The 21,746-nt window shown below is 62.6% G+C and carries 19 protein-coding genes; 9 read left to right on the top strand and 10 right to left on the bottom strand.

All coding sequences use genetic code 11. The features are described from left to right. Positions 1-192: 192 nt before the first annotated feature. A complete protein-coding gene (locus NUV89_RS11980; RefSeq protein ID WP_257781470.1) occupies positions 193-1,224 on the top strand; it encodes a YhcG family protein in 1,032 nt (343 codons plus the stop codon). Positions 1,225-1,284: 60 nt separating this feature from the next. Here NUV89_RS11980 and ycaC read toward each other — a convergent pair whose 3' ends face one another. The 5 genes from ycaC to NUV89_RS11955 form a co-directional block, all read right to left on the bottom strand. Then, the gene (gene ycaC, locus NUV89_RS11975) at positions 1,285-1,917 is read right to left on the bottom strand and encodes an isochorismate family cysteine hydrolase YcaC (protein WP_257781469.1); all 633 of its coding nucleotides are present in this window, start codon (positions 1,915-1,917) and stop codon (positions 1,285-1,287) included. 451 nt (positions 1,918-2,368) lie between these two features. Further along, entirely contained in the window at positions 2,369-3,142 is a 774-nt protein-coding gene (locus tag NUV89_RS11970; RefSeq protein WP_257781468.1) for a S24 family peptidase, read from the bottom strand. A 213-nt stretch (positions 3,143-3,355) separates the two neighbouring features. Continuing rightward, the gene (gene ppa, locus NUV89_RS11965) at positions 3,356-3,883 is read right to left on the bottom strand and encodes an inorganic diphosphatase (protein WP_003176323.1); all 528 of its coding nucleotides are present in this window, start codon (positions 3,881-3,883) and stop codon (positions 3,356-3,358) included. Positions 3,884-3,992: 109 nt separating this feature from the next. Next, a complete protein-coding gene (locus tag NUV89_RS11960) occupies positions 3,993-4,808 on the bottom strand; it encodes a zinc-dependent peptidase (RefSeq protein WP_257781467.1) in 816 nt (271 codons plus the stop codon). A 6-nt stretch (positions 4,809-4,814) separates the two neighbouring features. Further along, positions 4,815-5,471, bottom strand: coding sequence for a DedA family protein (locus NUV89_RS11955; RefSeq protein WP_257781466.1), 657 nt, complete (start codon positions 5,469-5,471; stop codon positions 4,815-4,817). A 351-nt stretch (positions 5,472-5,822) separates the two neighbouring features. Between NUV89_RS11955 and NUV89_RS11950 the strand changes: the two genes are divergently transcribed. The 5 genes from NUV89_RS11950 (at position 5,823) to NUV89_RS11930 (ending at position 11,456) form a co-directional block, all read left to right on the top strand. Then, entirely contained in the window at positions 5,823-6,887 is a 1,065-nt protein-coding gene (locus tag NUV89_RS11950) for a putative 2-aminoethylphosphonate ABC transporter ATP-binding protein (RefSeq protein ID WP_017734749.1), read from the top strand. A 1-nt stretch (position 6,888) separates the two neighbouring features. Beyond that, positions 6,889-8,601, top strand: coding sequence for a putative 2-aminoethylphosphonate ABC transporter permease subunit (locus tag NUV89_RS11945; RefSeq protein WP_257781465.1), 1,713 nt, complete (start codon positions 6,889-6,891; stop codon positions 8,599-8,601). Positions 8,602-8,620: 19 nt separating this feature from the next. After that, entirely contained in the window at positions 8,621-9,643 is a 1,023-nt protein-coding gene (locus NUV89_RS11940; RefSeq protein ID WP_257781464.1) for a putative 2-aminoethylphosphonate ABC transporter substrate-binding protein, read from the top strand. A gap of 125 nt (positions 9,644-9,768) precedes the next feature. Then, complete coding sequence (locus NUV89_RS11935) at positions 9,769-10,902, top strand: TIGR03364 family FAD-dependent oxidoreductase (RefSeq protein ID WP_257781463.1); 1,134 nt, start codon at positions 9,769-9,771, stop codon at positions 10,900-10,902. Next, a complete protein-coding gene (locus NUV89_RS11930; RefSeq protein ID WP_257781462.1) occupies positions 10,902-11,456 on the top strand; it encodes a phosphonate degradation HD-domain oxygenase in 555 nt (184 codons plus the stop codon). The genes NUV89_RS11935 and NUV89_RS11930 overlap by 1 nt, the downstream gene beginning before the upstream one ends. Here the strand turns inward: NUV89_RS11930 and NUV89_RS11925 are convergent. Next, positions 11,453-12,820 carry a DUF3482 domain-containing protein gene (locus tag NUV89_RS11925; protein WP_257781461.1) on the bottom strand — a complete coding sequence of 456 codons (1,368 nt, stop codon included), beginning with the start codon at positions 12,818-12,820 and terminating at the stop codon, positions 11,453-11,455. The two genes, NUV89_RS11930 and NUV89_RS11925, sit on opposite strands and share 4 nt — an antisense overlap. Then, on the bottom strand, positions 12,813-14,183 hold the full coding sequence (locus NUV89_RS11920) for a DUF2868 domain-containing protein (protein ID WP_257781460.1): 1,371 nt from the start codon (positions 14,181-14,183) through the stop codon (positions 12,813-12,815). Before NUV89_RS11920 ends, NUV89_RS11925 begins: the two co-directional genes overlap by 8 nt. Before the next feature lie 69 nt (positions 14,184-14,252). On the opposite strand from NUV89_RS11920, the gene NUV89_RS11915 reads away from it, so the two are divergent. Beyond that, on the top strand, positions 14,253-14,765 hold the full coding sequence (locus NUV89_RS11915) for a dihydrofolate reductase (protein ID WP_257781459.1): 513 nt from the start codon (positions 14,253-14,255) through the stop codon (positions 14,763-14,765). Positions 14,766-14,861: 96 nt separating this feature from the next. Here NUV89_RS11915 and NUV89_RS11910 read toward each other — a convergent pair whose 3' ends face one another. Beyond that, complete coding sequence (locus NUV89_RS11910; RefSeq protein WP_257781458.1) at positions 14,862-16,253, bottom strand: L-cystine transporter; 1,392 nt, start codon at positions 16,251-16,253, stop codon at positions 14,862-14,864. Between the two features lie 239 nt (positions 16,254-16,492). Between NUV89_RS11910 and NUV89_RS11905 the strand changes: the two genes are divergently transcribed. Then, a complete protein-coding gene (locus NUV89_RS11905; RefSeq protein ID WP_374684490.1) occupies positions 16,493-17,551 on the top strand; it encodes a haloacid dehalogenase-like hydrolase in 1,059 nt (352 codons plus the stop codon). A 72-nt stretch (positions 17,552-17,623) separates the two neighbouring features. Here NUV89_RS11905 and NUV89_RS11900 read toward each other — a convergent pair whose 3' ends face one another. Together NUV89_RS11900 and NUV89_RS11895 are read right to left on the bottom strand one after the other, a co-directional pair. Further along, the gene (locus NUV89_RS11900; protein ID WP_257781457.1) at positions 17,624-19,054 is read right to left on the bottom strand and encodes an aldehyde dehydrogenase family protein; all 1,431 of its coding nucleotides are present in this window, start codon (positions 19,052-19,054) and stop codon (positions 17,624-17,626) included. Beyond that, positions 19,051-20,676: a 5-guanidino-2-oxopentanoate decarboxylase gene (locus NUV89_RS11895; protein WP_257781456.1), complete on the bottom strand. Its 1,626-nt coding sequence runs from the start codon at positions 20,674-20,676 to the stop codon at positions 19,051-19,053. The genes NUV89_RS11900 and NUV89_RS11895 overlap by 4 nt, the downstream gene beginning before the upstream one ends. A gap of 111 nt (positions 20,677-20,787) precedes the next feature. On the opposite strand from NUV89_RS11895, the gene NUV89_RS11890 reads away from it, so the two are divergent. Next, complete coding sequence (locus tag NUV89_RS11890; protein ID WP_257781455.1) at positions 20,788-21,660, top strand: LysR substrate-binding domain-containing protein; 873 nt, start codon at positions 20,788-20,790, stop codon at positions 21,658-21,660. The last annotated feature ends 86 nt before the right edge of the window (positions 21,661-21,746 follow it).

Below are 21,746 nucleotides of genomic sequence, written 5' to 3'. Positions count from 1 at the left end.
TGGGTTGTCCTGAATGGGGAGATTCAGGGTAGGGGGTGCTGTATAGGGGAGAGTCAAGCAATACGCCTATTTGCAATTGCCAGCAGGACGGATCTGTATTCCTTGAGAGGTCCTTCCTGAAGCGATCGTAGCGCCTTGTGGGCTCAGAATGACGCTGGCTAGCGTGCCTTAACACTCAAGAGGTGAATTGGCATGAGCGAAATATCCAAAGACTTGACCGCCCCTCCAGCAGGCTATTCTGACTGGCTAAGCGATCTCAAGGGCCGCATCCACACGGCGCAACAACGTGCGAGTTTGGCGGTGAATCGTGAATTGGTATTGCTTTACTGGCAGATTGGCAACGATATCCTGACCCGGCAGGCTGAGCAGGGTTGGGGAACTAAAGTTATCGATCGTCTTGCTCGGGATCTGCGAGCGGCCTTTCCAAACATGAAAGGTTTTTCGCCGCGTAATCTTAAATACATGCGTTCTTTTGCCGGGGCGTGGCCGGACTCGGAATTTGTGCAACAGGCTGCTGCACAATTGCCATGGGGCCACAATGTGGTGCTGCTGGACAAACTCCCAGGGCCCGAAACCCGTCGCTGGTACATCTCCCAGGCAATCGAGCACAGCTGGTCACGCAACACGCTGGTGATGCACATTGAAAACCGGCTGTTGGAGCGCAGTGGCAAGGCTGTCAGCAACTTCGAAACCCTCCTGCCCAAACCCCAATCCGACCTGGCACGCGAGTCGTTGAAAGACCCGTACCGTTTTGACTTCTTGAGTCTGGCTTTGGACGCGCAGGAGCGCGACATAGAAAACGCGTTGATCAAGCATGTCACCGACTTTCTGCTGGAGTTGGGTGCAGGCTTCGCTTTTGTCGGCCAGCAAGTGCTGCTGGACGTGGGCGGTGACGAGTTCTTCGTTGATCTGCTGTTCTACCACTTGAAACTGCGCAGCTACGTCGTGATTGAACTCAAGGCGGGCAAGTTCAAACCCGAGCATCTGGGCAAGTTGGGTTTTTACCTCGCCGCCGTGGATGCCCAGCTTAAACACCCACAGGATGGCCCGACCATTGGCTTGCTGCTGTGCAAGAGCAAGAACGAAGTGGTAGCGGAATATGCACTGCGCGATAACAACCGGCCGATTGGGGTGGCGGAGTATCAATGGGTGGAGTCGTTGCCGGCTGAGTTGCAAACCAGCTTGCCGAGTATTGAGCAGATTGAGCGAGAGTTGGCTGGTTAGAGGGATGCGAACAACAAAAGCCTGCTTTTCAAGGCAGGCATTTTGTTTAACTTGCGGTGTTTAGTCCTTGCGCGCCGTCAACGCCGAGTAACCATTCATCAAGTTGCGGTAGTTCGGAATGCGCTGGGACAGCAGGTTGCCCAGGCCTTCGATATCGTTGCGCCAGTCGCGGTGCAGCTCACAGGCCACCGAGAACCAGTTCATCATCTGCGCGCCGGCCTGGGTCATGCGGCTCCACGCGGCCTGTTGCACGGTGGTGTTGAACGTGCCCGACGCATCGGTGACCACAAACACGTCAAAGCCTTCCGCCAGTGCCGACAGGGTCGGGAACGCGACGCACACATCCGTGACCACCCCGGCAATGATGATCTGCTTGCGGCCGGTGGCCTTGATCGCCTTGACGAAGTCTTCGTTGTCCCAGGCATTGATTTGGCCAGGGCGGGCGATGTACGGCGCGTCCGGGAACATCTCTTTCAGCTCCGGCACCAGCGGGCCGTTGGGGCCTTGTTCGAAGCTGGTGGTGAGGATGGTCGGCAGGTTGAAGAACTTGGCCAGGTCCGCCAGGGCGAGCACGTTGTTCTTGAACTCGTTGGGCGAGAAGTCCTGCACCAGGGAAATCAGGCCGGTCTGGTGATCGACCAGCAGTACGATGGCGTCGTCTTTGTTCAAGCGGTTGTAGGTTGGCGTGCTCATGGTTGAATCCTTTTTTGTTTAGGTTGGTTGGGCGTTGCGTTCAACATGGGCACAGATTAATGGTTGGGCTGTGGGTGATAAATCGGCTGGCGTGTGTCTTACTGTCAACCCAAAAGAGACAATGTGAGGAGGGGAAGATATCGTTGGTTCTCTCGCGTTGCTGCGAAGGCCGCGTTGGGTGTTCTTTGAATGAGGGCGAGTTACCGATGATTGACGCTCAGGTCACTATGACTTTCTTGCGGGCATTAAAAAGCCGGCTTGTGGCCGGCTTCTCGCGGACCGCTTCAGCTTGTTTTTGACAAACCTCAACAGCCTTCAAATCGCTCAGCCAACATTGCGTCTGGCTGAATAGTAGGGGCATCTGCGGGAACTCCTCCGCATCGCCGAGCAGGGTGAATAGCTTAAAGCCAACCCCCTGCCAAATGTGCGGCGCATGATACCCACATTCACCTCAAATGCCCACCTCCGGTTCCGATTTAGAGCCTTCCCAGCCCAACAGGTGTTCATCCAGCGGCACAGGTGGGCGGCGGTTGTTGAGGGTGGACCACCAGAATACCCAGCCGACGATTTGCACGCTCTGTTCGAAGCGTTGCTCGTAGTTGAGGTATTCGTCGGGATGTTCGCTGGCGTTGTGGCTACGCATGCGCAGGCCGCCGCCCGGACGGTTGTAGAGGTATTTGATGCGCAGCATGCCGTCGTGTTCGACGGCGTAGATTTCGCCGTCGACGATTTGCGTGCGGCCGCTGTCGATGGCGAGGGTGGCGCCCTGTTGGATGATGTCGATCATGCTGTTGTCGGCCATGTAGGCGCCGATTGCGCGGTCGGGATTTACGCTGAGGGCTTCAAGGGTGTGCAGGGAGACGCGGATGCGCTCGGTGGAGGTGAAAGTGGGGTGGAGGGGGATCTCCACGTCGATTTTTTCCGGGGCGCAGGCTGGGCCTGTGAGGTATTTGCCGCTGTCTTCGCGGGTGGGCAGTGCATTCCTTGCAGTGGGGCCGTCCAACATAAAGTTGACCGGTGGGTGTTTGGGGCCAAGGCCGGTGCTCAGCCAGCGACTGGTGACGCATAGCAGTTCTGCGATCTCGTTGAGTCGGCCCATGGGGACGCCGCGCTTGAACCAGTTGTTCACGTGTTGAGGCGTGACGCCGCGGTTTTTGGCGAAGTCGGAGGCGGAAAGATGAACTTCCCGTAACAGCGCTTTTAAACGATCACCTGATGTATTCATAAACGCAGAGTTTACTGGCGGGGGAAACAAATCAAATAAACCATGCGTTGATTTGCGCGTGTAGGTTTTTGCTTAGTTGTAGTTTGATTTTTCAGATTTCTTGTATTGTTAAACGTTAGTTGCTTTTTGTTGAACTCTGCGTTTAATGTCGCGCACAAAAAAGCCCCGAATAATCGGGGCTTTTTTTATTGCTGTCGCCATGAAGCGCGGTTATCAGCCCTTGTAGGCGGCAACCGACTTCATGATCTCGGCACGGGCGGCGTCTGCGTTGCCCCAACCGTCGATCTTCACCCATTTGCCTTTTTCGAGGTCTTTATAGTTCTCGAAGAAGTGCTTGATCTGTTCCAGCAGCAGTGGCGGCAGGTCGGTGTATTCCTTCACGTCCACGTACAACTGGGACAGCTTGTCGTGTGGCACTGCGATAACTTTGGCATCGCCGCCGCCGTCGTCGGTCATGTTCAGGATGCCCACTGGGCGCGCACGGATAACCGAGCCTGGGGTAACCGGGTAAGGGGTTACGACCAGCACGTCGAGGGGGTCACCGTCGTCAGCCAGGGTGTTAGGGATGAAACCGTAGTTGGCCGGGTAGAACATCGGGGTGGCCATGAAACGGTCAACGAACAGGCAGTCGCTGTCTTTGTCGATTTCGTATTTGATCGGCGCGTGGTTGGCCGGAATCTCGATGGCGACGTAGATGTCGTTCGGCAGGTCTTTGCCAGCCGGAATCTTGCTGTAGCTCATTGGGCGTTGCCCCCGTTAATTGGCCAAGAAACTTGGCCGGATTGGCCTAAAAGTGGCGGCGATTATAGGCACATTCTGGCGCCGATGCCATGCGCCAGACGTCGTACGGTCATTCGCCCTGTGGCTGATAACGCGGGTCGCTGGCTTGCAGTTGGTGCAGGCGGGCCAGGGGATCCTGGCGATAAAAGCGGCTGAGTTGGGTGTACACCTGTGGATAATTGCTGACCAGTAAATCCGGGGCGCTGAAAAAGTATTCGCTGGTGACGGCAAAGAACTCCGCCGGATTTTCGGCGGCGTAGGGGTCGATCTCGGTGTCGGCATCCGGGTTGGCGTCCAACTGGCGATTAAGGTCGTCGTAGGCGCCTTGCATCACGCTCGCCCACTCTTGCACGCGCATGTCGTGGTGCAGCGGCGGCAGGCCATTGGCGTCGCCGTTGAGCATGTCGAGTTTGTGCGCCAGTTCATGGATGACCAGGTTGTAGCCTTCCCAGTTGCCGCTGGCCTGCACGCCCGGCCAGGCGAGGATCACCGGGCCCTGTTGCCAGGCTTCGCCGCTGTGTTCGCCGTCCCATTCGTGTTCGATGCCGCTGCTGTCGCGATGGCGCTGGGGGCTGAGGAAGTCGTCGGGGTACAGCACGATTTCGTGGAAGCCCTGGTACCAGTCGAGGTCGCCCAGGTTCATCAATGGCAGTTGCGCCTGGGCGGCCAGCAGCAGGCGTTGTTCCTGGTGCAGTTCGACGCCGGGGAGGGCAGTGAGGTGCTTTTCGGTGAGGAACACCACGCAGGCTTCGCGCAGCCATCGATCCTGTTCGGCGCTGATGCCGTCGAGAAAGGTCAGGTGCTCGCGCACCCGCTGCCAGGTGTCATCGGCAATCGGGTGCTTGGCCAGCAGGCGCCGGCGACGCCAGGCGCTGAGGGACCACATCGCCAGTTACTGCGGCTTGGCTTCGGAGGACGTGCTGCCAAAACGGCTGCGCAATACGCCAATGATCATCGGCACCAGCGACAGCAGGATGATAAACACCACCAGCAGCGAGAGGTTCTTCTTGATAAATGGCACGTTGCCAAAGAAGTAGCCCAGGGTCACCAGGCCGCCGACCCAGAGGATGGTGCCCAGTACGCTGAAACCGAAGAAGCGCGGGTAAGGCATGCGCGCGATGCCGGCGACGAACGGCGCAAACGTGCGCAGGATCGGCAGGAAGCGCGCGAGGGTCACGGTTTTGCCGCCGTGCTTGTCGTAGAAGTCGTGGGTTTTTTGCAGGTAGTCACGACGGAAGATTTTCGAGTTCGGATTGCTGAACAAGCGTTCTCCGGCCGTTCGCCCGATCACATAGTTGGTGCTGTCGCCGAGTATCGCCGCCAGCATCAACAGACCGCCGAGCAAGACCGGGTCCATGCCACCCCCGGCCGCCACGGCGCCAGCAATAAACAGCAACGAATCACCCGGCAGGAACGGCATGACCACCAGGCCGGTTTCGCAAAAGATGACCAGGAACAGAATGGCGTAGATCCACGGACCGTAGTTGGTTACCAGCATGTCGAGGTAGACGTCGAGATGCAGGATAAGGTCGAGCGGGTTGAAATCCATGGATGGCACCTGTGTGAATGGCTCGGCTCAGCAGGCCAGTGCGGAAGCTGGGGTAAGTAAGACTACAAACGTATGTCGCGATTCTTACATACTTGAGAGGTCCGCATTATACGGATCGAGAGGTGAAAAGCCTGTTGGTTTTGTAGCGGGGGATGTCGCGATTTGTAAGGATATACACCGATCCAAGTGTGGGAGCGGGCTTGCCCGCGAAAGCGGCAGTGCAGGCACCACACCCCTTTGATCCTTACCCAAATCCACCAATACCACTATCACCACCTTTTGCCTTCCTGCCACACCAGCGACGCATTCCCTGCCTAGCATGGCCTTCATCCGTTTGATGAGGTGCCTTGCATGAACACTGCCCTGACCCAACCCGGCGCACCGATGAAGGTGCGCAATGTCCAGAAACGCTTCGGCGCCTTCACCGCGCTGGACAACGTGTCCCTGGACGTCGCCGCCGGTGAGCTGGTGTGCCTGCTGGGCCCGTCCGGCTGTGGCAAGACCACCTTGCTGCGCTGCATCGCCGGCCTGGAGCGTCAGGACAGTGGTGAACTTTACCTGGGCAATCGCGACGTTTCCCTGCTGCCGCCCCAGGCGCGGGACTACGGCATCTTGTTCCAGTCCTACGCGCTGTTTCCCAACCTCACCGTCGAAGCGAACATCGGCTACGGCCTCACCGGCAGCGGCCGGGACGAAGTGCGCCAGCGCGTCGGGCAGATGCTGGAACTGGTGGGCCTGCTGGGCAGCGAAAAGAAATACCCCGGCCAACTCTCCGGCGGCCAACAACAGCGTGTCGCCCTGGCCCGCGCCTTGGCGCCGGCACCTTCGTTATTGCTGCTGGATGAACCGATGTCGGCCCTCGACGCCCGGGTGCGCGAGCATCTGTGCACCGAGCTGCGCCAACTGCAACGGCGCCTGGGCATCACCACGCTGATGGTCACCCACAACCAGGACGAGGCCATGTTGATGGCCGACCGCATCGCCGTGATGAACAACGGCAAGGTCGAGCAATACGCCACGCCCCAGGAAATCTACGACCGCCCGGCCACGCCGTTTGTGGCGGAGTTTGTCGGCCAGGGCAATTGGCTGCCCTTCAGCCGCAACAGCGCCAGCCATGCCCAGGTCGGCGGGATGAACATGCGCCTGGCCGATGACGCCGGCGTGGCCAAGTCCGGGCGCCTGTTCTGCCGCCCGGAAGCCATCAGCGTCAACCCGCCGGTGCATGAAGAAAACCTGTTCCCGGCCAAGGTCCGCGAGATCACTTTTCTCGGCAACCGCTGCCGCATGAGCTTTGAATTGGAGCAACTGCCGGGCCATGCGCTGCTGGCCGAACTCGCGCCGGAAGCCATGCCACGCCTGGGCGCCCAGGACATCTGGGTGGCCTTGCCGCCGCGCAGCCTGCAGGTGTTTGCCTGAGATGGCTGCTGTCATGACCTTGCCTGCCGCACGCCAGGCTTCCCGTGCCGAACTGGGCGACCGCCTGTTTGTGGTCGGCGGCAAACTGCTCTGGCTGTGCTTGCTCGGCGTCGCCGTGTTGCTGCCGTTGCTGGCGATCTTCTGGCGCGGTTTCAGCAGCGAGGCCGGGCAGGGCGGTGGTCTGGTCGCTGCCCGAGAACTGATTACCAGCGCCAACTTCCACTGGCTGCTCGGCAATAGCCTGAAAGTTTCCCTCAGCGTCGCGGCCATTGTCGTACCGCTGGCCTACCTGTTTGCCTACGCGCTGCAACGCACGCTGATTCCCGGCAAGGCGATCTGGCGCGGCCTGTCCCTGTTGCCGTTGATGGCGCCGTCGATGCTGCCGGGGATTGCGCTGGTCTATCTGTTCGGCAACCAGGGCATGTTGCGCGGCTTGCTCTCGGACAATATCTACGGCTTCTGGGGCATTGTTCTGGGTGAAGTGATCTACACCTTCCCACACGCCTTGATGATCCTGCTGTCGGCGCTGTCTTTGGCGGATGCGCGCCTGTTCGACGCCGCCTCCAGCATGGGCGCGAGCCCGGCCCGGGCGTTTCGCAGCATCACCTGGCCGGCCACGCGCCAGGCCGTGTTCGCGGCGTTCTGCCTGGTGTTCACCCTGACCATCACCGACTTCGGCGTGCCCGTGGTGGTGGGCGGTGATTATCAAGTGCTGGCGCTGGAAGCCTACAAGGCGGTGGTCGGCCAGCAACAGTTCGGTCGCGGCGCGTTGATTGGCATGGTGTTGCTGCTGCCGGCACTGTTCAGCTTTGGGGTGGATGCGTGGCTGCGCCGCCGTCACGGCGATGCCATGAGCGGCCGCGCCCAGGTGTTCCAACCGCTGCCTTCACGCTTAAGGGACGGCTGCTACCTGGCCATCGTCCTGCTGATCTGCGCGGTCTTGCTGCTGGTGTTCGGCATGGCGGTGTACTCCTCGCTGGTGAAATTCTGGCCGTACAACCTGTCGCTGTCGCTGAACCACTACAGGTTCGAAGACACCGCCGGCGGCGGCTGGCTGGCCTATCGCAACAGCCTGACCATGGCCTTGTGCACCGCGTTGATCGGCAGCGTGCTGATCTTCACCGGCGCCTACCTGATGGAAAAGACCAAGGGCCAGAAAGGCCTCAACCTCGCGCTGCGCATGCTCAGCTTCGTGCCGATGGCCGTGCCGGGGTTGGTGCTGGGCCTGGGCTACGTGTTCTTTTTCAACCTCAACGGCAACCCGCTGCATGTGTTCTACGGGACCATGACCCTGCTGGTGGTGTGCACCATTGCGCACTATCTGACCACCGCACAGATGACCGCCACCACCGCGTTGCGCCAGCTGGACGCCGAGTTCGAAGCCGCCGCGCTGTCCCTCAAGGCGCCGTTGTATCGCCACTACCTGAAAGTCACCGTGCCGATCTGCCTGCCGGCGCTGCTGGACATCGTGCGCTACCTGTTTGTGTCGGCGATGACCACCGTGTCCGCCGCGATCTTCCTCTACAGCCCCGACACCATCCTCGCCGCCGTCGCCGTGTTGAACATGGACGACGCCGGCAACGTAGGCGGTGCGGCGGCCATGTCGACCCTGATCCTGTTCACCTCGGCCGGCGTCTCGCTGCTGCTGGCGTGGGCTTCCCGTGGCGCCCTGCGTCGCTCCCAAGCCTGGCGCCAGACCGCGCCCGGCCAATAATCCCGATAGGAGGTGTTCCATGTTCAAGCCCCTGGCGCTGGTCGCTGCCGTACTGTCTGCATTCAGCCTGAATGCCTTCGCCAAGACCGACCTCACCGTGTACACGGCCCTCGAAGCCGAGCAGTTGAAGACCTACAAGCAGGCCTTCGAAAAGGCCAACCCGGACATCGAGATCAAGTGGGTGCGCGACTCCACCGGCATCATCACCGCCAAGCTGCTGGCCGAGAAAGACCGCCCGCAAGCCGACGCGGTCTGGGGCCTGGCGGCGTCGAGCCTGGCGATCCTCGATCAGCAAGGCATGCTGGACAACTACGCGCCGAAGGACCTGGACAAGATCGGCAAAAACTACCGCGACCCCGCCAACCCACCGGCCTGGGTCGGCATGGACGTGTGGGCCGCGACCATCTGCTTCAACACCGTCGAAGCCGAGAAGCAGGGCCTGAGCAAACCCGTGAGCTGGCAGGACCTGACCAAGCCTGAGTACAAGGGCAAGATCGTCATGCCCAACCCGGCCTCGTCCGGCACCGGTTTCCTGGATGTCAGCGCGTGGTTGCAGACCTACGGCGAGAAGCAAGGCTGGCAGTACATGGACGACCTGCACCAGAACATCGGCCAATACGTTCACTCCGGCTCCAAGCCGTGCAAGTTGGCGGCGTCGGGTGAATTCCCGATTGGTATTTCCTTTGAATACCCGGCCGTGCAGTTGAAGCGCCAGGGCGCGCCGCTGGACATCATCCTGCCGAAAGAAGGGCTGGGTTGGGACATCGAAGCCACGGCGATCATGAAGGGCACCGCCCATGCCGACGCAGCCAAAAAGCTCGCTGACTTCTCTGCCAGCGCCGCGGCAATGGATTTGTACAAGGACAACTTCGCCGTCCTCGCCCAGCCGGGGATTGCCAAGCCGCAGACCGAATTGCCAGCTGACTACGAGCAGCGCTTGATCCAGAACGACTTTGCCTGGGCGTCGAAGAATCGCGACAGCATCCTGACCGAGTGGCGTAAGCGCTATGACGGCAAGTCGGAGAAGGTTGTCGGTCAGTAATTTTTTCGTTAGGGCTGCTGGCCTCTTCGCGAGCAAGCCCGCTCCCACATTTTGATTTGTGAACACATTCAAATGTGGGAGCGGGCTTGCTCGCGAAGGCGGCCTTGAATTCAGGACATCATTCCATGACACACCCCACCGACCTGCTAATTGTCGGCGCCGGCATCCTCGGCCTGTCCCATGCCTATGCCGCCGCCAAGCGCGGCCTCAAGGTCAAGGTCTTCGAACGCAACGCCACGCCGCTGGGCGCCTCGGTGCGCAACTTCGGCCAGGCCCTGGTCACCGGCCAACCACCGGGCCCGATGCTTGACCTGGCGCGGGAAAGCCGCGAGATCTGGGGCCACTGGGCCCAGGTCGCCAACCTGCAACTCAAGCGCAACGGCTCCTACCTGTTCGCCCGCACCGAGGCCGAAGAGCATCTGCTGGAAGCCTTCTGCGCCGGTCGCGCCAAGGCGCACGGCTACCACGTCGAACTGCTGCAAGGCGCCGCGCTGAATGACCTGTACGGCGGCCAGTTCCGCCATCACCGCGCCGCGTTGCATGGCCGGGACGATCAGCAGCTGTATTCGCGCGAAGCGATCCCGGCGTTGATCCACTACCTGCGCAACGAACTGCAGGTGGAGTTTCACTTTTCCACCCTGGTGCGCGACGTCGAACCCGGCCGGGTGCACACCACGGCGGGCAGCTTTCGGGGCGAGCAGATCATCGTCTGCTCCGGGCATGACTATCAAACCCTGCTGGCTGATGCGATGGCCGCACTCAATCCGAGTATCTGCCGCCTGCAAATGCTGCGCGCGCGGCCAGCGGTGAACCTGAACCTGCAACACGCGTTGCTCACCGGCTTGAGTTGCGTGCACTACGGCGCCTTCGCCGACCTGCCCGAGGCCGCTGCGGTGCAGGCGCACATCCTGCGGGAGGCGCCGCACCTGCATGAACACGGCATCCATCTGCTCATCAGCCCTACGCCCCACGGTGAACTGATTATCGGCGACTCCCACGACTACGGCCGCGATGCCTCGCCGTTCAATGCCGAAAGGGTCGATGACTGGATGATCGAGCTGGCCGAGCAGACCCTGGGTTGCAAGATCCAGGTGGTCGAGCGTTGGCAGGGTGTGTACGGCTCACGGGGGCCAGGGCCGTTTTCCTTCGTGCGGGCGGCGCCGGGGGTGAACGCGGCATTGATGCACACCGGCGTGGGCATGAGCGTCGGGCCGGCGCTGGCCGAGCGCAACATCAGCCTGTTATGGGGCGCAGCCTGATGAACCCCGAACAAGCGATTGCCGAAGTGTTTGGCTTGTATGAACAGCACGGCGCGGCGGACTACATCGGCGAGCCGGTGTCGCAGATCGAGCATATGTCCCAGGCTGCCCAATGGGCGATGGCCGAAGGCTTCGACGATGAGGTGGTGCTGGCGGCGTTTTTCCACGACATCGGCCATCTGTGCGGCCAGGGCGGCGCGAACATGGGCGGTTATGGCGTGGTCAGCCATGAACGTTTGGGCGCGGATTACCTGCGCCGCGCAGGGTTCAGCGAACGCCTGGCCAGGCTGGTGGAATACCACGTGCAGGCCAAGCGCTACCTGACGTTCAGCCAGCCGGACTACTACGCCCGCCTGAGTAAAGCCAGCCGCCGCACCTTGGGTTACCAAGGCGGCGTGATGAGCGCCGAAGAGGCCCAGGCATTCGAACAGGACCCGCTGTGTGCCGTGAGTTTGCGCATGCGCCACTGGGATGAGCAGGCCAAGCAAATGCACGTGCCGGTGCTCGACCTTGAACTGCTCAAGGCCAAGGCGCGGCAGGTGCTGGCGGCTTAGGTTTCGTCGAGGCGCTGGGCCAAGGCTTCGACCTGTTCCTGGCGCTCGGCCTGGCTGAGCTTGGCGTGAGGGTTGAGGGACGACCATTGCGGATGGGCGCGCGCCTTGTGCAGCGCGTCCGGCAACTTGCCTTCGCGCCAGTTTTTGTCCTGAGGCGTGTCGACCTTGATGCTGTGCATCGCCGCATGCCCGCGCTGGTTCAGGGCCTTGAGCAACTGGCGTTGGCGCAGGGCGAGCAGGCGCAGCACGCCGTCGTCCACGGTCAGCTCGCGCTGGCCCTTGATCTTGCCGAGCAGGCGGCCGCCGTAGCTGCGCGCGGTTTGCAGGGCGCCACCTGCAATCGCGCCGGCCAGGGCGGCGGCGCCCAGGGTCAAGCCGCCGACCAGCAGATCCACACCGGCCCCGGCCGCCGCGCCTGCGGCGATGCCGCCGCCGACGCGCACGCCGAGTTGCTTGAGGGTTTCCGGGTTGAACAGGTCATCGCCCCAGCGCCCGTCCAGCAGCGGCAAGTCGCTGGCGGCAGCGTCCTGCGGGCGGAAGCCGAACAGTTTGAGCAGGGCTTCCACGCACTTCTGTTCACGTTGGCGCACGGCTTTGCGCAGGTCGTTGATGGCTTGCGGTTCATCTTCGGTGACCACGCTGCGCCGGCACGCGGCGCAGTCGATCAGCAGCTCGGCGATCAAGCGTGCGGCGCTTTGCTGGCGGGCCTGGCGCTGGGCTTCCTGGTCGAGAATCAAGCGTTCCAACTGCGGCCGCGCGCTTTCCAGCAGCAGGGCGAGGCTTTCGTACAGGCGCCGTTCGCCGTCTTCCGGTGGCGCGACGCTGTCGAATCGCACCAGCGCATGCAGGCCCAGGCGGGCCAGGGCTTCACGCCAGTCCGGCTCGCGGTGGTCGCTGCTGCTGACGAAGTTGAGCACCGGCAGCAACGGCTTGCCGCAACTGGCCAGCACTTGCAGCTCGTCGCGGTACTTGGCCAGCACCGGCTCGCGGGCGTCGATCACATACAGGCCGGCGTCCGAGGCCAGCAGTTGGCGCAGCACCTTGGCTTCCTGCTCGAAACGCTGGCGCGCTTCGCTGCCGTCGAGGAACCGCGCCAGGCGCGCCGGACCGTCGAGGCGTTCGCCCGGGCGGTCCAAACGTTCGAGGTAGTCGAGCAGGGCGATGGCATCTTCCAGGCCGGGAGTGTCGTACAGCTCCAGCAGCGCTTCGCCATCTACCGACAGGCGCGCCCCTTCGACATGCCGCGTGGTGCTGGGGCGATGGGACACTTCGCCAAAGCCCACGTCGCGGGTCAGCGTGCGCAGCAGCGAGGTCTTGCCGACATTGGTGTGGCCGACCACGGCGAGTTTCAGCGGTTTAGTCATGACCGGTCTCCAGCCAGTTCAGCGGCGCGCAGTCGGCGAAGGGCAGTTCCAGCTGTTGCAGTGCGGTGTGCCAGTCGCCCAGGCGTTCGGCGTCCAGCGCCTGGCCGTGGGGTGCTTGCAGCAGCCACACGCGGGTTTCAGTGGCGCTGCGCGCAAGCTCGGCGATCAACGCCAGGCTGCCGCGATCCGGCGAGCGCCGTGGGTCGCAGGCGATGGCCAGGCGCGCGGGTGGGAAACGCGTGAGTTGCTCCAGCAGTTTGTGCCGTGATTCGCGGCTGTCGAGGATGCCGGCATCTTTGACGTTGGCCGGCAGTTTGGGCGGCCACAGGTGTTGATCGTCCAGCTCGATGGCCACCAGCAGGGCGCCGTCGCTTTCCAGTTCGCTGACGCCGCCGCTGACCTGGTGCAGTTGCTCCGGGGCGGCGTCGTTGACGCCGAGGCGTTCGCTGCTGGGCATCAAACGCTCGCGCAGTTGGCTGTAGCCGGGCAGGTTGAGGTCCAGGCGCAGGCTGGCGCGCCCGCGTTGCCAGCGCCACAGGCAGAGCAGGGCGAGGATCAGGCGCGGCAGCAGGCCGTAGACCAGCAGCACACCGACCAGCCACGCGGCCCAGGCCTGGCGGGCGCTTTCGATATTCAAGGCGGAATCGCCGCTGGCGCGGATCATCTCGACAGTGGGCACGTTGAAGCCGAGCAGGGCGGGCAGGCTGCCCAGGGCCTGGGTGGCGGCGACGAAAGTATCGGCGCTGAGGATGGTGGTTTCCCACACAAAACCGTAGCGGCGGGTGGCGAGCAGCGTCAGCAAAATCACCAGCGCACTGGTCAATGCCAGCAGCCACAGGCCGTTGACCAGCACACCGACGGCCCAGCGATTGAGCTTTTGCCGTTGCAGCAGCAACAGCAGCGCCGGCGCCAGTTGTGCGGCCTTGGCGTCGCGGGCAAGTTTTTCGCTGAGCCACAACCACAAGCGCCCGAGGCTGGCGGCGTGTTCGCCGGCAAACAGCAGGCCCAGGGCCCAGCTTATTAGCAGGATCAGGTTCAAGCCGAGCAGGCTGCCCAGCGCCCAGAACACATTCACGGGTGTCTGGCCGTTGCCCAGCGCGGCGAAGGCCAGGCCTGCGCCGCTGAGCACGGCGACGATTGCCAGCAGCACCAGCGCCAGGCGTGCGCCTTGCAGCCAGCGGGTCAGGGCGGAGGTCAAACCATCGCGCTCGGCCAGGTGCAGGGCGCGCTGCTGGATGCGCGTCGGCAGGTCGCCACCGGCGGCGCGGGCCAGGCGGTTGGCTTCCTGGTCTTCCAGGGGGCCGGCGTGTTCTTCACGCAGGCGCACGGTTTCTGTCAGCCAGAGTGTGTGCAGGGGAGTCACGCGCCGTCCTGTTGTGTGAGTGAGCCTGGAGCATAACCCCTGGCTCGTGGCTCTGGTATTCTCGTCGCCATGAAAAAAACTCTCCCTTTAAGCCTGATCGCAGCCCTCGGTGAAAACCGCGTGATCGGCGTCGACAACAGCATGCCCTGGCACTTGCCGGGGGATTTCAAATATTTCAAGGCCACCACCCTCGGCAAGCCGATCATCATGGGGCGCAAGACCTGGGATTCTCTTGGTCGACCGTTGCCAGGGCGCTTGAACATTGTGGTCAGCCGTCAGACCGATCTGAAGCTTGAAGGTGCGGAAGTTTTTCCGTCGCTGGAAGCGGCGGTGGAGCGCGCCGAAGAATGGGCACTGGCCCAGGGCGTGGATGAGCTGATGCTGATCGGCGGTGCGCAGTTGTATGCGCAGGGGCTGGAGCAGGCGGATCGCCTGTATTTGACGCGGGTGGCGTTGAGCCCGGAAGGGGATGCTTGGTTTCCGGAGTTTGATCAGGGCCAGTGGAAGCTGGTGTCCAATCTGGAGAACCCGGCTGAAGCTGATAAGCCTGCTTACAACTTTGAGGTTTGGGAAAGAGCCTAAGAGCTTCGCGAGCAAGCCCGCTCCCACATTTGACCGAGTTCTAACATGAGAATGTGGTCAAAATGTGGGAGCGGGCTTGCTCGCGAATGCGGTCCATCAGGCCTGCGCTAACTCAGCATGCTCATCGGCATCCAGCAGCGCCTTATCCGTCTGCCCCATGATCTGGCTGGTAATCGCCCCCGCCGTCATCGAACCGTTCACGTTCAGCGCCGTGCGGCCCATGTCGATCAGCGGCTCCACGGAAATCAGCAACGCCACCAGTGACACCGGCAAGCCCATCGCCGGCAGCACGATCAACGCGGCAAACGTCGCACCGCCACCCACGCCGGCCACACCGGCCGAACTCAAGGTCACAATCGCCACCAGGGTCGCGATCCACAGCGGGTCCAGCGGGTTGATGCCCACGGTCGGCGCTACCATCACCGCCAACATCGCCGGATAAAGACCGGCGCAACCGTTCTGGCCGATGGTCGCGCCAAACGAAGCGGCAAAGCCGGCGATGGACTGCGGGATGCCCAGGCGACGGGTCTGCGCCTCGATGCTCAACGGAATCGCTGCCGCGCTGGAGCGGCTGGTGAAGGCAAACGTCAGCACCGGCCACACTTTACGGAAGAAGCGCAGCGGGTTGACCCCGGCCAGGGACAGCAGCAGGCCGTGCACCACAAACATCAGGCCCAGGGCCAGGTACGAGACCACGACAAAGCTGCCGAGCTTGATGATGTCTTGCAGGTTGGAACCGGCGACCACCTTGGTCATCAGCGCCAATACGCCGTACGGCGTGAGTTTCATCACCAGGCGCACCAGGCGCATCACCCAGGCTTGCAGGGTGTCGATGGCGTTGAGGACTTTCTGGCCTTTTTCCACGTCATCCTTGAGCAGTTGCAGCGCGGCAACCCCGAGGAACGCAGCGAAGATCACCACGCTGATGATCGATGTCGGCTTGGCCCGCGCCAGGTCGGCGAACGGGTTGGACGGTACGAACGACAGCAGCAACTGCGGGATATTCAGGTCGGCGACCTTGCCCGCGTAATCGCTCTGGATCACTTGCAGGCGCGCCATTTCCTGGGTGCCGGCCACCAGGCCTTCGGCGGTGAGGCCGAACAGGTTGGTCAGGCCAATGCCGATCAACGCAGCAATCGCGGTGGTGAACAGCAGGGTGCCGATGGTCAGGAAGCTGATCTTGCCCAGGGACGCGGCGTTGTGCAGGCGCGCCACGGCGCTGAGGATCGAGGCAAATACCAGCGGGATCACGATCATTTGCAGCAATTGCACGTAGCCATTGCCGACCAGGTCGAACCAGCCGATGGAGGCCTTAAGCACCGGGTTGCCGGCGCCGTAAATCGTATGCAGCGCCACACCAAACGCCACGCCCAGGGCCAGGGCGAACAACACCTTCTTGGCGAGGCTCCAGTTTGTGCGGCGGGTTTGTGCCAGGCCCAGTAACAGGGCCACGAACACCAGTAAGTTGAGAATCAGGGGCAGATTCATTAGAGCTCCGTCAGAGGCTGCCAATCGCGTGAGCCTGCGATTGCGAACCGGAAAGCCTAACAGCTTGAAATATATTGATTTAATACCGATATGGAATGGTGACTGTCGTTTTTGGAATAAGCGTTTGACGCTCAGGCGTATGCGCTTGGCGGGATCAGGACGCAAGCGGTCGCGCTCGGGCGGTAACTGTCACAGGGATTTGTTAGCGTCGAGGTTTTTCACTCAGGGAGAAAACGCATATGAAGCTCGCTTCGAGACTGTTTGCCGCCGCACTGTGCCTGGGCCTTGCCGGCCACGCCATGGCCGCCACCGAGTTGAAACACTGGCCCGCCCCGGCGGCCAAGCAACTAGACGAGATGATCGCCGCCAACGCCAACAAGGGTAACTTCGCGGTGTTCGACATGGACAACACCAGCTACCGCTACGACCTCGAAGAATCCCTGCTGCCCTACATGGAAAACAAGGGCCTGATTACCCGCGACAGCCTCGACCCGTCGCTCAAGCTGATGCCGTTCAAAGACACCGCCGAGCACAAGGAGAGCCTGTTCAGTTACTACTATCGCCTCTGCGAAGTGGACGACATGGTCTGCTACCCGTGGGTGGCCCAGGTGTTTTCTGGCTTCACCCTCAAGGAACTCAAGGTCCAGGTCGACGAACTGATGGCCTCCGGCAAGCCGGTGCCGGTCAGCTATTTCGAAGGCGAGGTGGTGAAAAAATCCGAAGTGCAGCCGCCGAAGATCTTCACCGGCCAGCAGGAGCTGTACAACAAGCTGATGGAAAACGGCATCGACGTGTACGTGATGACCGCCGCTTCGGAAGAGCTGGTGCGCATGGTCGCCGCCGATCCGAAGTACGGCTACAACGTCAAACCCGAAAATGTCATCGGCGTGACCACCCTGCTCAAGGACCGCAAGACCGGCGAGCTGACCACTGCACGCAAACAGATCAGCGCCGGTAAATACGACGAGAAGGCCAACCTCGGCCTGGAACTCACGCCTTACCTGTGGACCCCGGCAACCTGGATGGCCGGCAAGCACGCGGCGATCCTCACCTACATCGACGAATGGAAAAAACCGGTGCTGGTGGGCGGCGATACGCCAACGAGCGATGGCTACATGCTGTTTCACGATGTGGACGTGGCCAAGGGTGGCGTGCACTTGTGGATCAACCGCAAGGACAAATACATGACCCAGCTCAACGGCATGATCGCCAAGCACGCGGCGGCGCAGGCCAAGGAAGGGTTGGCGGTGACGGCGGATAAGAATTGGGTGATTGTGAAGCCAGAGGAGATTCAGTAACACCGAGGTGCCTGCATTCGCGAGCAAGCCCGCTCCCACAGTTGTCCTCATTCCACAGGGAAATTTTCAGCGTCAGTTAGCGCGAATCACATGCTTGACCTCCTGAAACGCCGCCAACCCCCACGGCCCCAGCTCGCGGCCGATGCTGCTCTGCTTGTAGCCGCCCCATGCCGTCTGCGGAAAGATCACCTGCGGCGCGTTGATCCACACCAGCCCGGCCTGCAAGGCATTGGCCACGCGCCCGGCGGCGTCGGCATCGCCACTGACCACGCTGGCCACCAGGCCGAAATCGCTGTCGTTGGCCAAGGCAATTGCCTCGTCCTCAGTGGCAAAACGTCTGACACACAACACCGGGCCAAAGATTTCTTCGTTCCACAACGCACTGTCCAGCGGCACCTCGGTGAACACCGTCGGCCGGATGAAAAAGCCTTTCTCCAGCCCCGCCGGACGCTCCCCGCCACACAGCAACCGCGCGCCATCCGCGATGCCACGTTGGATATGCCCGAGCACCCGCTGGTACTGCGCGCGGTTGATCAGTGCGCCCATTTCCACGTCGTCGCTAAACGGATCAGCCACGCGGATGCCTTCAGCGCGCATCTGCAAGCGGCGTAGGAATTCGTCGGCCAAATGGTCAGCCACCAGCACGCGACTGGTCGCCGAACACATCTGCCCGGCGTTGAAAAAGCCGCCGCCACACGCCAGTTCCACGGCCAGGTCGAGGTCGGCATCCGCCAGCACCAGCAGCGACGATTTACCGCCCAATTCCAGGCTCACGCCCTTGATGGTTTCGGCCGCGCGTTGCATCACCTGCACGCCTACCGTGTTGCTGCCGGTGAAGGAAATCTTCGCCACCCGAGGGTCCGCTGCCAGCGGTGCGCCCACCGCCAGACCGGTGCCGCACACCAGGTTGAACACGCCGGCCGGCACGCCCGCGTCGGCGATGATCCGCGCCAGTTGCAGCTCGGCCAGCGGCGTGACTTCCGACGGTTTGAGCACCACGCAGCAACCGGCGGCGAGGGCCGGGGCGAGTTTCCAGGCAGTGGTCACCATGGGGAAATTCCACGGCACGATCAGCCCGACCACGCCGCACGGCTCACGACGCAGGCGAGCACTGAAATCCGTAGTGGGCAGCTCGACCGGGCGGTCTTGTCCGGCGTCCATGCCCTCGGCGACAGCGGCGTAGTAGTCGAACGTGGCGATCACGTCATCCACATCGATGCCCGCCTCGAACAGCGGCTTGCCGTTGTTGCTCGACTGCAGGTGCATCAGCTGTTCACGCTGCGCGCCCACGCCCTCGGCGATCTTGCGCAACAGCGCGGCGCGCTCACGGCCGGTGCTTTTCGACCAGTCGGCAAAGGCTGCACTGGCGGCATCCACCGCCAGTGTCACCGCTGCGGCATCGCCCACGCTGACGTGCGCCAGCAGCGCTTCGGTGGCCGGGTTGACCACCTCCAACACCTGGTTGCCTTCACGCCACTCACCGTTGATATACACACCGTTCATTGCGCCACCGCCTGCATCCAAAGTGCCTGGTCGATTTCAATCAGCGTCGGCCCCTGGCGATCCGTGGCGGCGCGCAAGGCGCTGCGCAACTGTTCGATGCCCTGGATGCGTTCGGCGGCGCAACCGAGTGCCGTGGCCACGCCGATAAAGTCCGGGGTGTAGATGTCCACGCCAACCGGTTCGATCGCGCGGTTGAGCATGTATTTCTTGATCTCTTCGTAGCCCTGGTTATTCCACAGCAGCACGATGATCGGCGTGCGTGCCTCCACGGCGCTGGCCAGTTCCGGCAGGGTGAATTGCAGGCCGCCGTCGCCGATCAGGCACACCACCGGTTGCCCGTCGCCACGCCCCAGCCACGCGCCGATGGCGGCGGGCAACGCGTAGCCCAGGGTGCCGTAGCCGGTGGACGAGTTGAACCAGCGGCGCGGGTGGTCGAGGTTCAGGGTCAGGTTGGCGCTGTACACCGGTTGGGTGGAGTCGCCGACGATGACGGCGGCGGGCAGCTCTTGCAGGACGGTGTCGAGGAACTGGGTCTGCGCGCGGGTGGCGGCGTCCCAAGTGGGCGCCAGTTCGGCCCACAGTTGGGCGACGCGTGGTGCGCCCCAATCAGCATCACGCGCAGGCAGCGGCTGGCGATTCAATTCGCCCAGCAGCGCCTCGGCAGCGATCTGCGCGTCGGCCACCAGCGCCACCTGGGGCGGGTAGTTGCGCACGGTCTGGTCAGGGTCGATATCGATGCGCAGCAAGGCACCGGGGATCTTGAAGCCGCCCGCGAAGGTGACGTCATAGTCGGTCTCGGCCAGCTCGGTGCCGATGGCCAGCACCACATCCGCTTCGGCCACCAAGGCGCGGGTGGCGACCAGGGTTTGGGTCGAGCCGATCAGCAGCGGGTGAGCCGAAGGCAGCAGGCCTTTGGCGTTGATGGTCAGCGCGACCGGCGCGCCAAGCGCTTCTGCAAGCTGGGTCAATTCGCGCGCCGCATCAATGGCGCCGCCGCCGGCGAGGATCAACGGCCGCTTGGCCGCCGCCAGCAACTGGCTCATCTGCTTCACCGCCGCCGGCGCGGCCCCTGCGCGCGCCACGCTGACCGGCTCGCTGCCCAGCAGCGCATCGGCATTTTCCACCAGCACATCCAGCGGAATCTCGATATGCACCGGGCGCGGTCGCCCGGCCTGGAACACAGCAAATGCCCGCGCCAGCACGCCGGGCAACTCCGCTGCCGACATCAACGTATGGGAGAACGCCGCCACCCCGGCCATCATCGCGCCCTGGTTCGGCAGCTCATGCAGCTTGCCGCGCCCGCCGCCTAATTGGCTGCGCGATTGCACGCTGGAAATCACCAGCATCGGGATCGAGTCGGCGTAGGCCTGGCCCATGGCCGTGGTGATATTGGTCATGCCTGGGCCGGTGATGATGAAACACACGCCGGGTTTGCCGCTGGTGCGCGCGTAGCCATCGGCCATAAAACCGGCGCCCTGTTCGTGGCGCGGGGTGACGTGACGGATGCCCGAACGGGCCAGGCCGCGATACAACTCCACGGTATGCACGCCGGGGATGCCAAACACCTGGTCCACGCCGTAGCCTTCGAGGAGGTTGACCAATACTTCGCCGCAGGTCGCCATTGAGGTCGCTCTTGTTAGGGATTCGAGGCGGTATTGGAGCGGCTGGCCGGTAGCGGCAACAATCGATAAAAAGTCATACTAGCCATGTCCTCACGTCATGGCTGAACCGCGATGAAACGCCTGCCACCGCTGCCCGCGCTGCACACCTTCTGGGTTACCGCCCAGTGCTGCAACTTCACCCGCGCTGCCGAGCAACTGCACATCACCCAAGGCGCGGTGAGCCGGCAGATCGCCGGGCTGGAAAGCCATTTGGGCTACGCCCTGTTCCAACGCCAGGCGCGCGGCTTGCGCCTCACCGACGAAGGCCGCGAATGGTCGCTGCGTGCGCAGCAGGTCTTCGGCCTGCTCGGTGACGCCGTGGAGCAGATCGGCCGCCGTCGCCAGACCCTGCAACTCAAGGCCTCCACCTGCGTGATGCGCTGGCTGCTGCCGCGCCTGATGCAATGGCAAAAGGAACGCCCTGACGTGCCGGTGGAACTCACCACCACCGTGGCCTACAGCGTGGATTTTCGCCGCGAGCAATTCGACGCGGCGCTGATCTACGCGCCCATTGCCGAGCAACCGGCCGAGGCGCGGCATCTGTTCGACGAGCAACTCACACCGGTCTGCGCGCCCGCATTGCTTGGCGACTTGCACTGCCTATTGGATTTGCAGCAACAGGTGCTGCTGCACCCCACGCGAGACGAGCGGGATTGGGCGCTGTGGCTGAAAGCCGCGAACACGCACTTGAGCAACCTGGCCCAGGGGCATCATTTTGAAACGTTGGATCTGGCGATGACGGTGGCGTCCCAAGGCTCGGGCGTAGCGATTGGCGACAGTGCGCTGATTGGCGAGGATGTGAAGGCGGGGCGGTTGGTGATGCCGTTTGCGCTGCGGGTGCCGACGGGGATGGGGTATTACCTGGTGCATCCGCCGGGGACGGCGCCGTCGGAGGGGCTTGAAGCGTTAATGGATTGGTTGGTCAGCGAGGCACAATCGTCCTGACACCGCAGATCCCAATGTGGGAGTGGGCTTGTGTGGGAGCGGGCTTGCTCGCGAAAGCGGTGGATCAGTCAGCACATGTATCAACC

The sequence above is a fragment of the Pseudomonas sp. 18.1.10 genome, assembly GCF_024655625.1.
GTDB lineage: Bacteria > Pseudomonadota > Gammaproteobacteria > Pseudomonadales > Pseudomonadaceae > Aquipseudomonas.
Note: the sequence above shows the minus strand (reverse complement) of the source record. Positions and strands in the feature narration are given on the sequence as shown.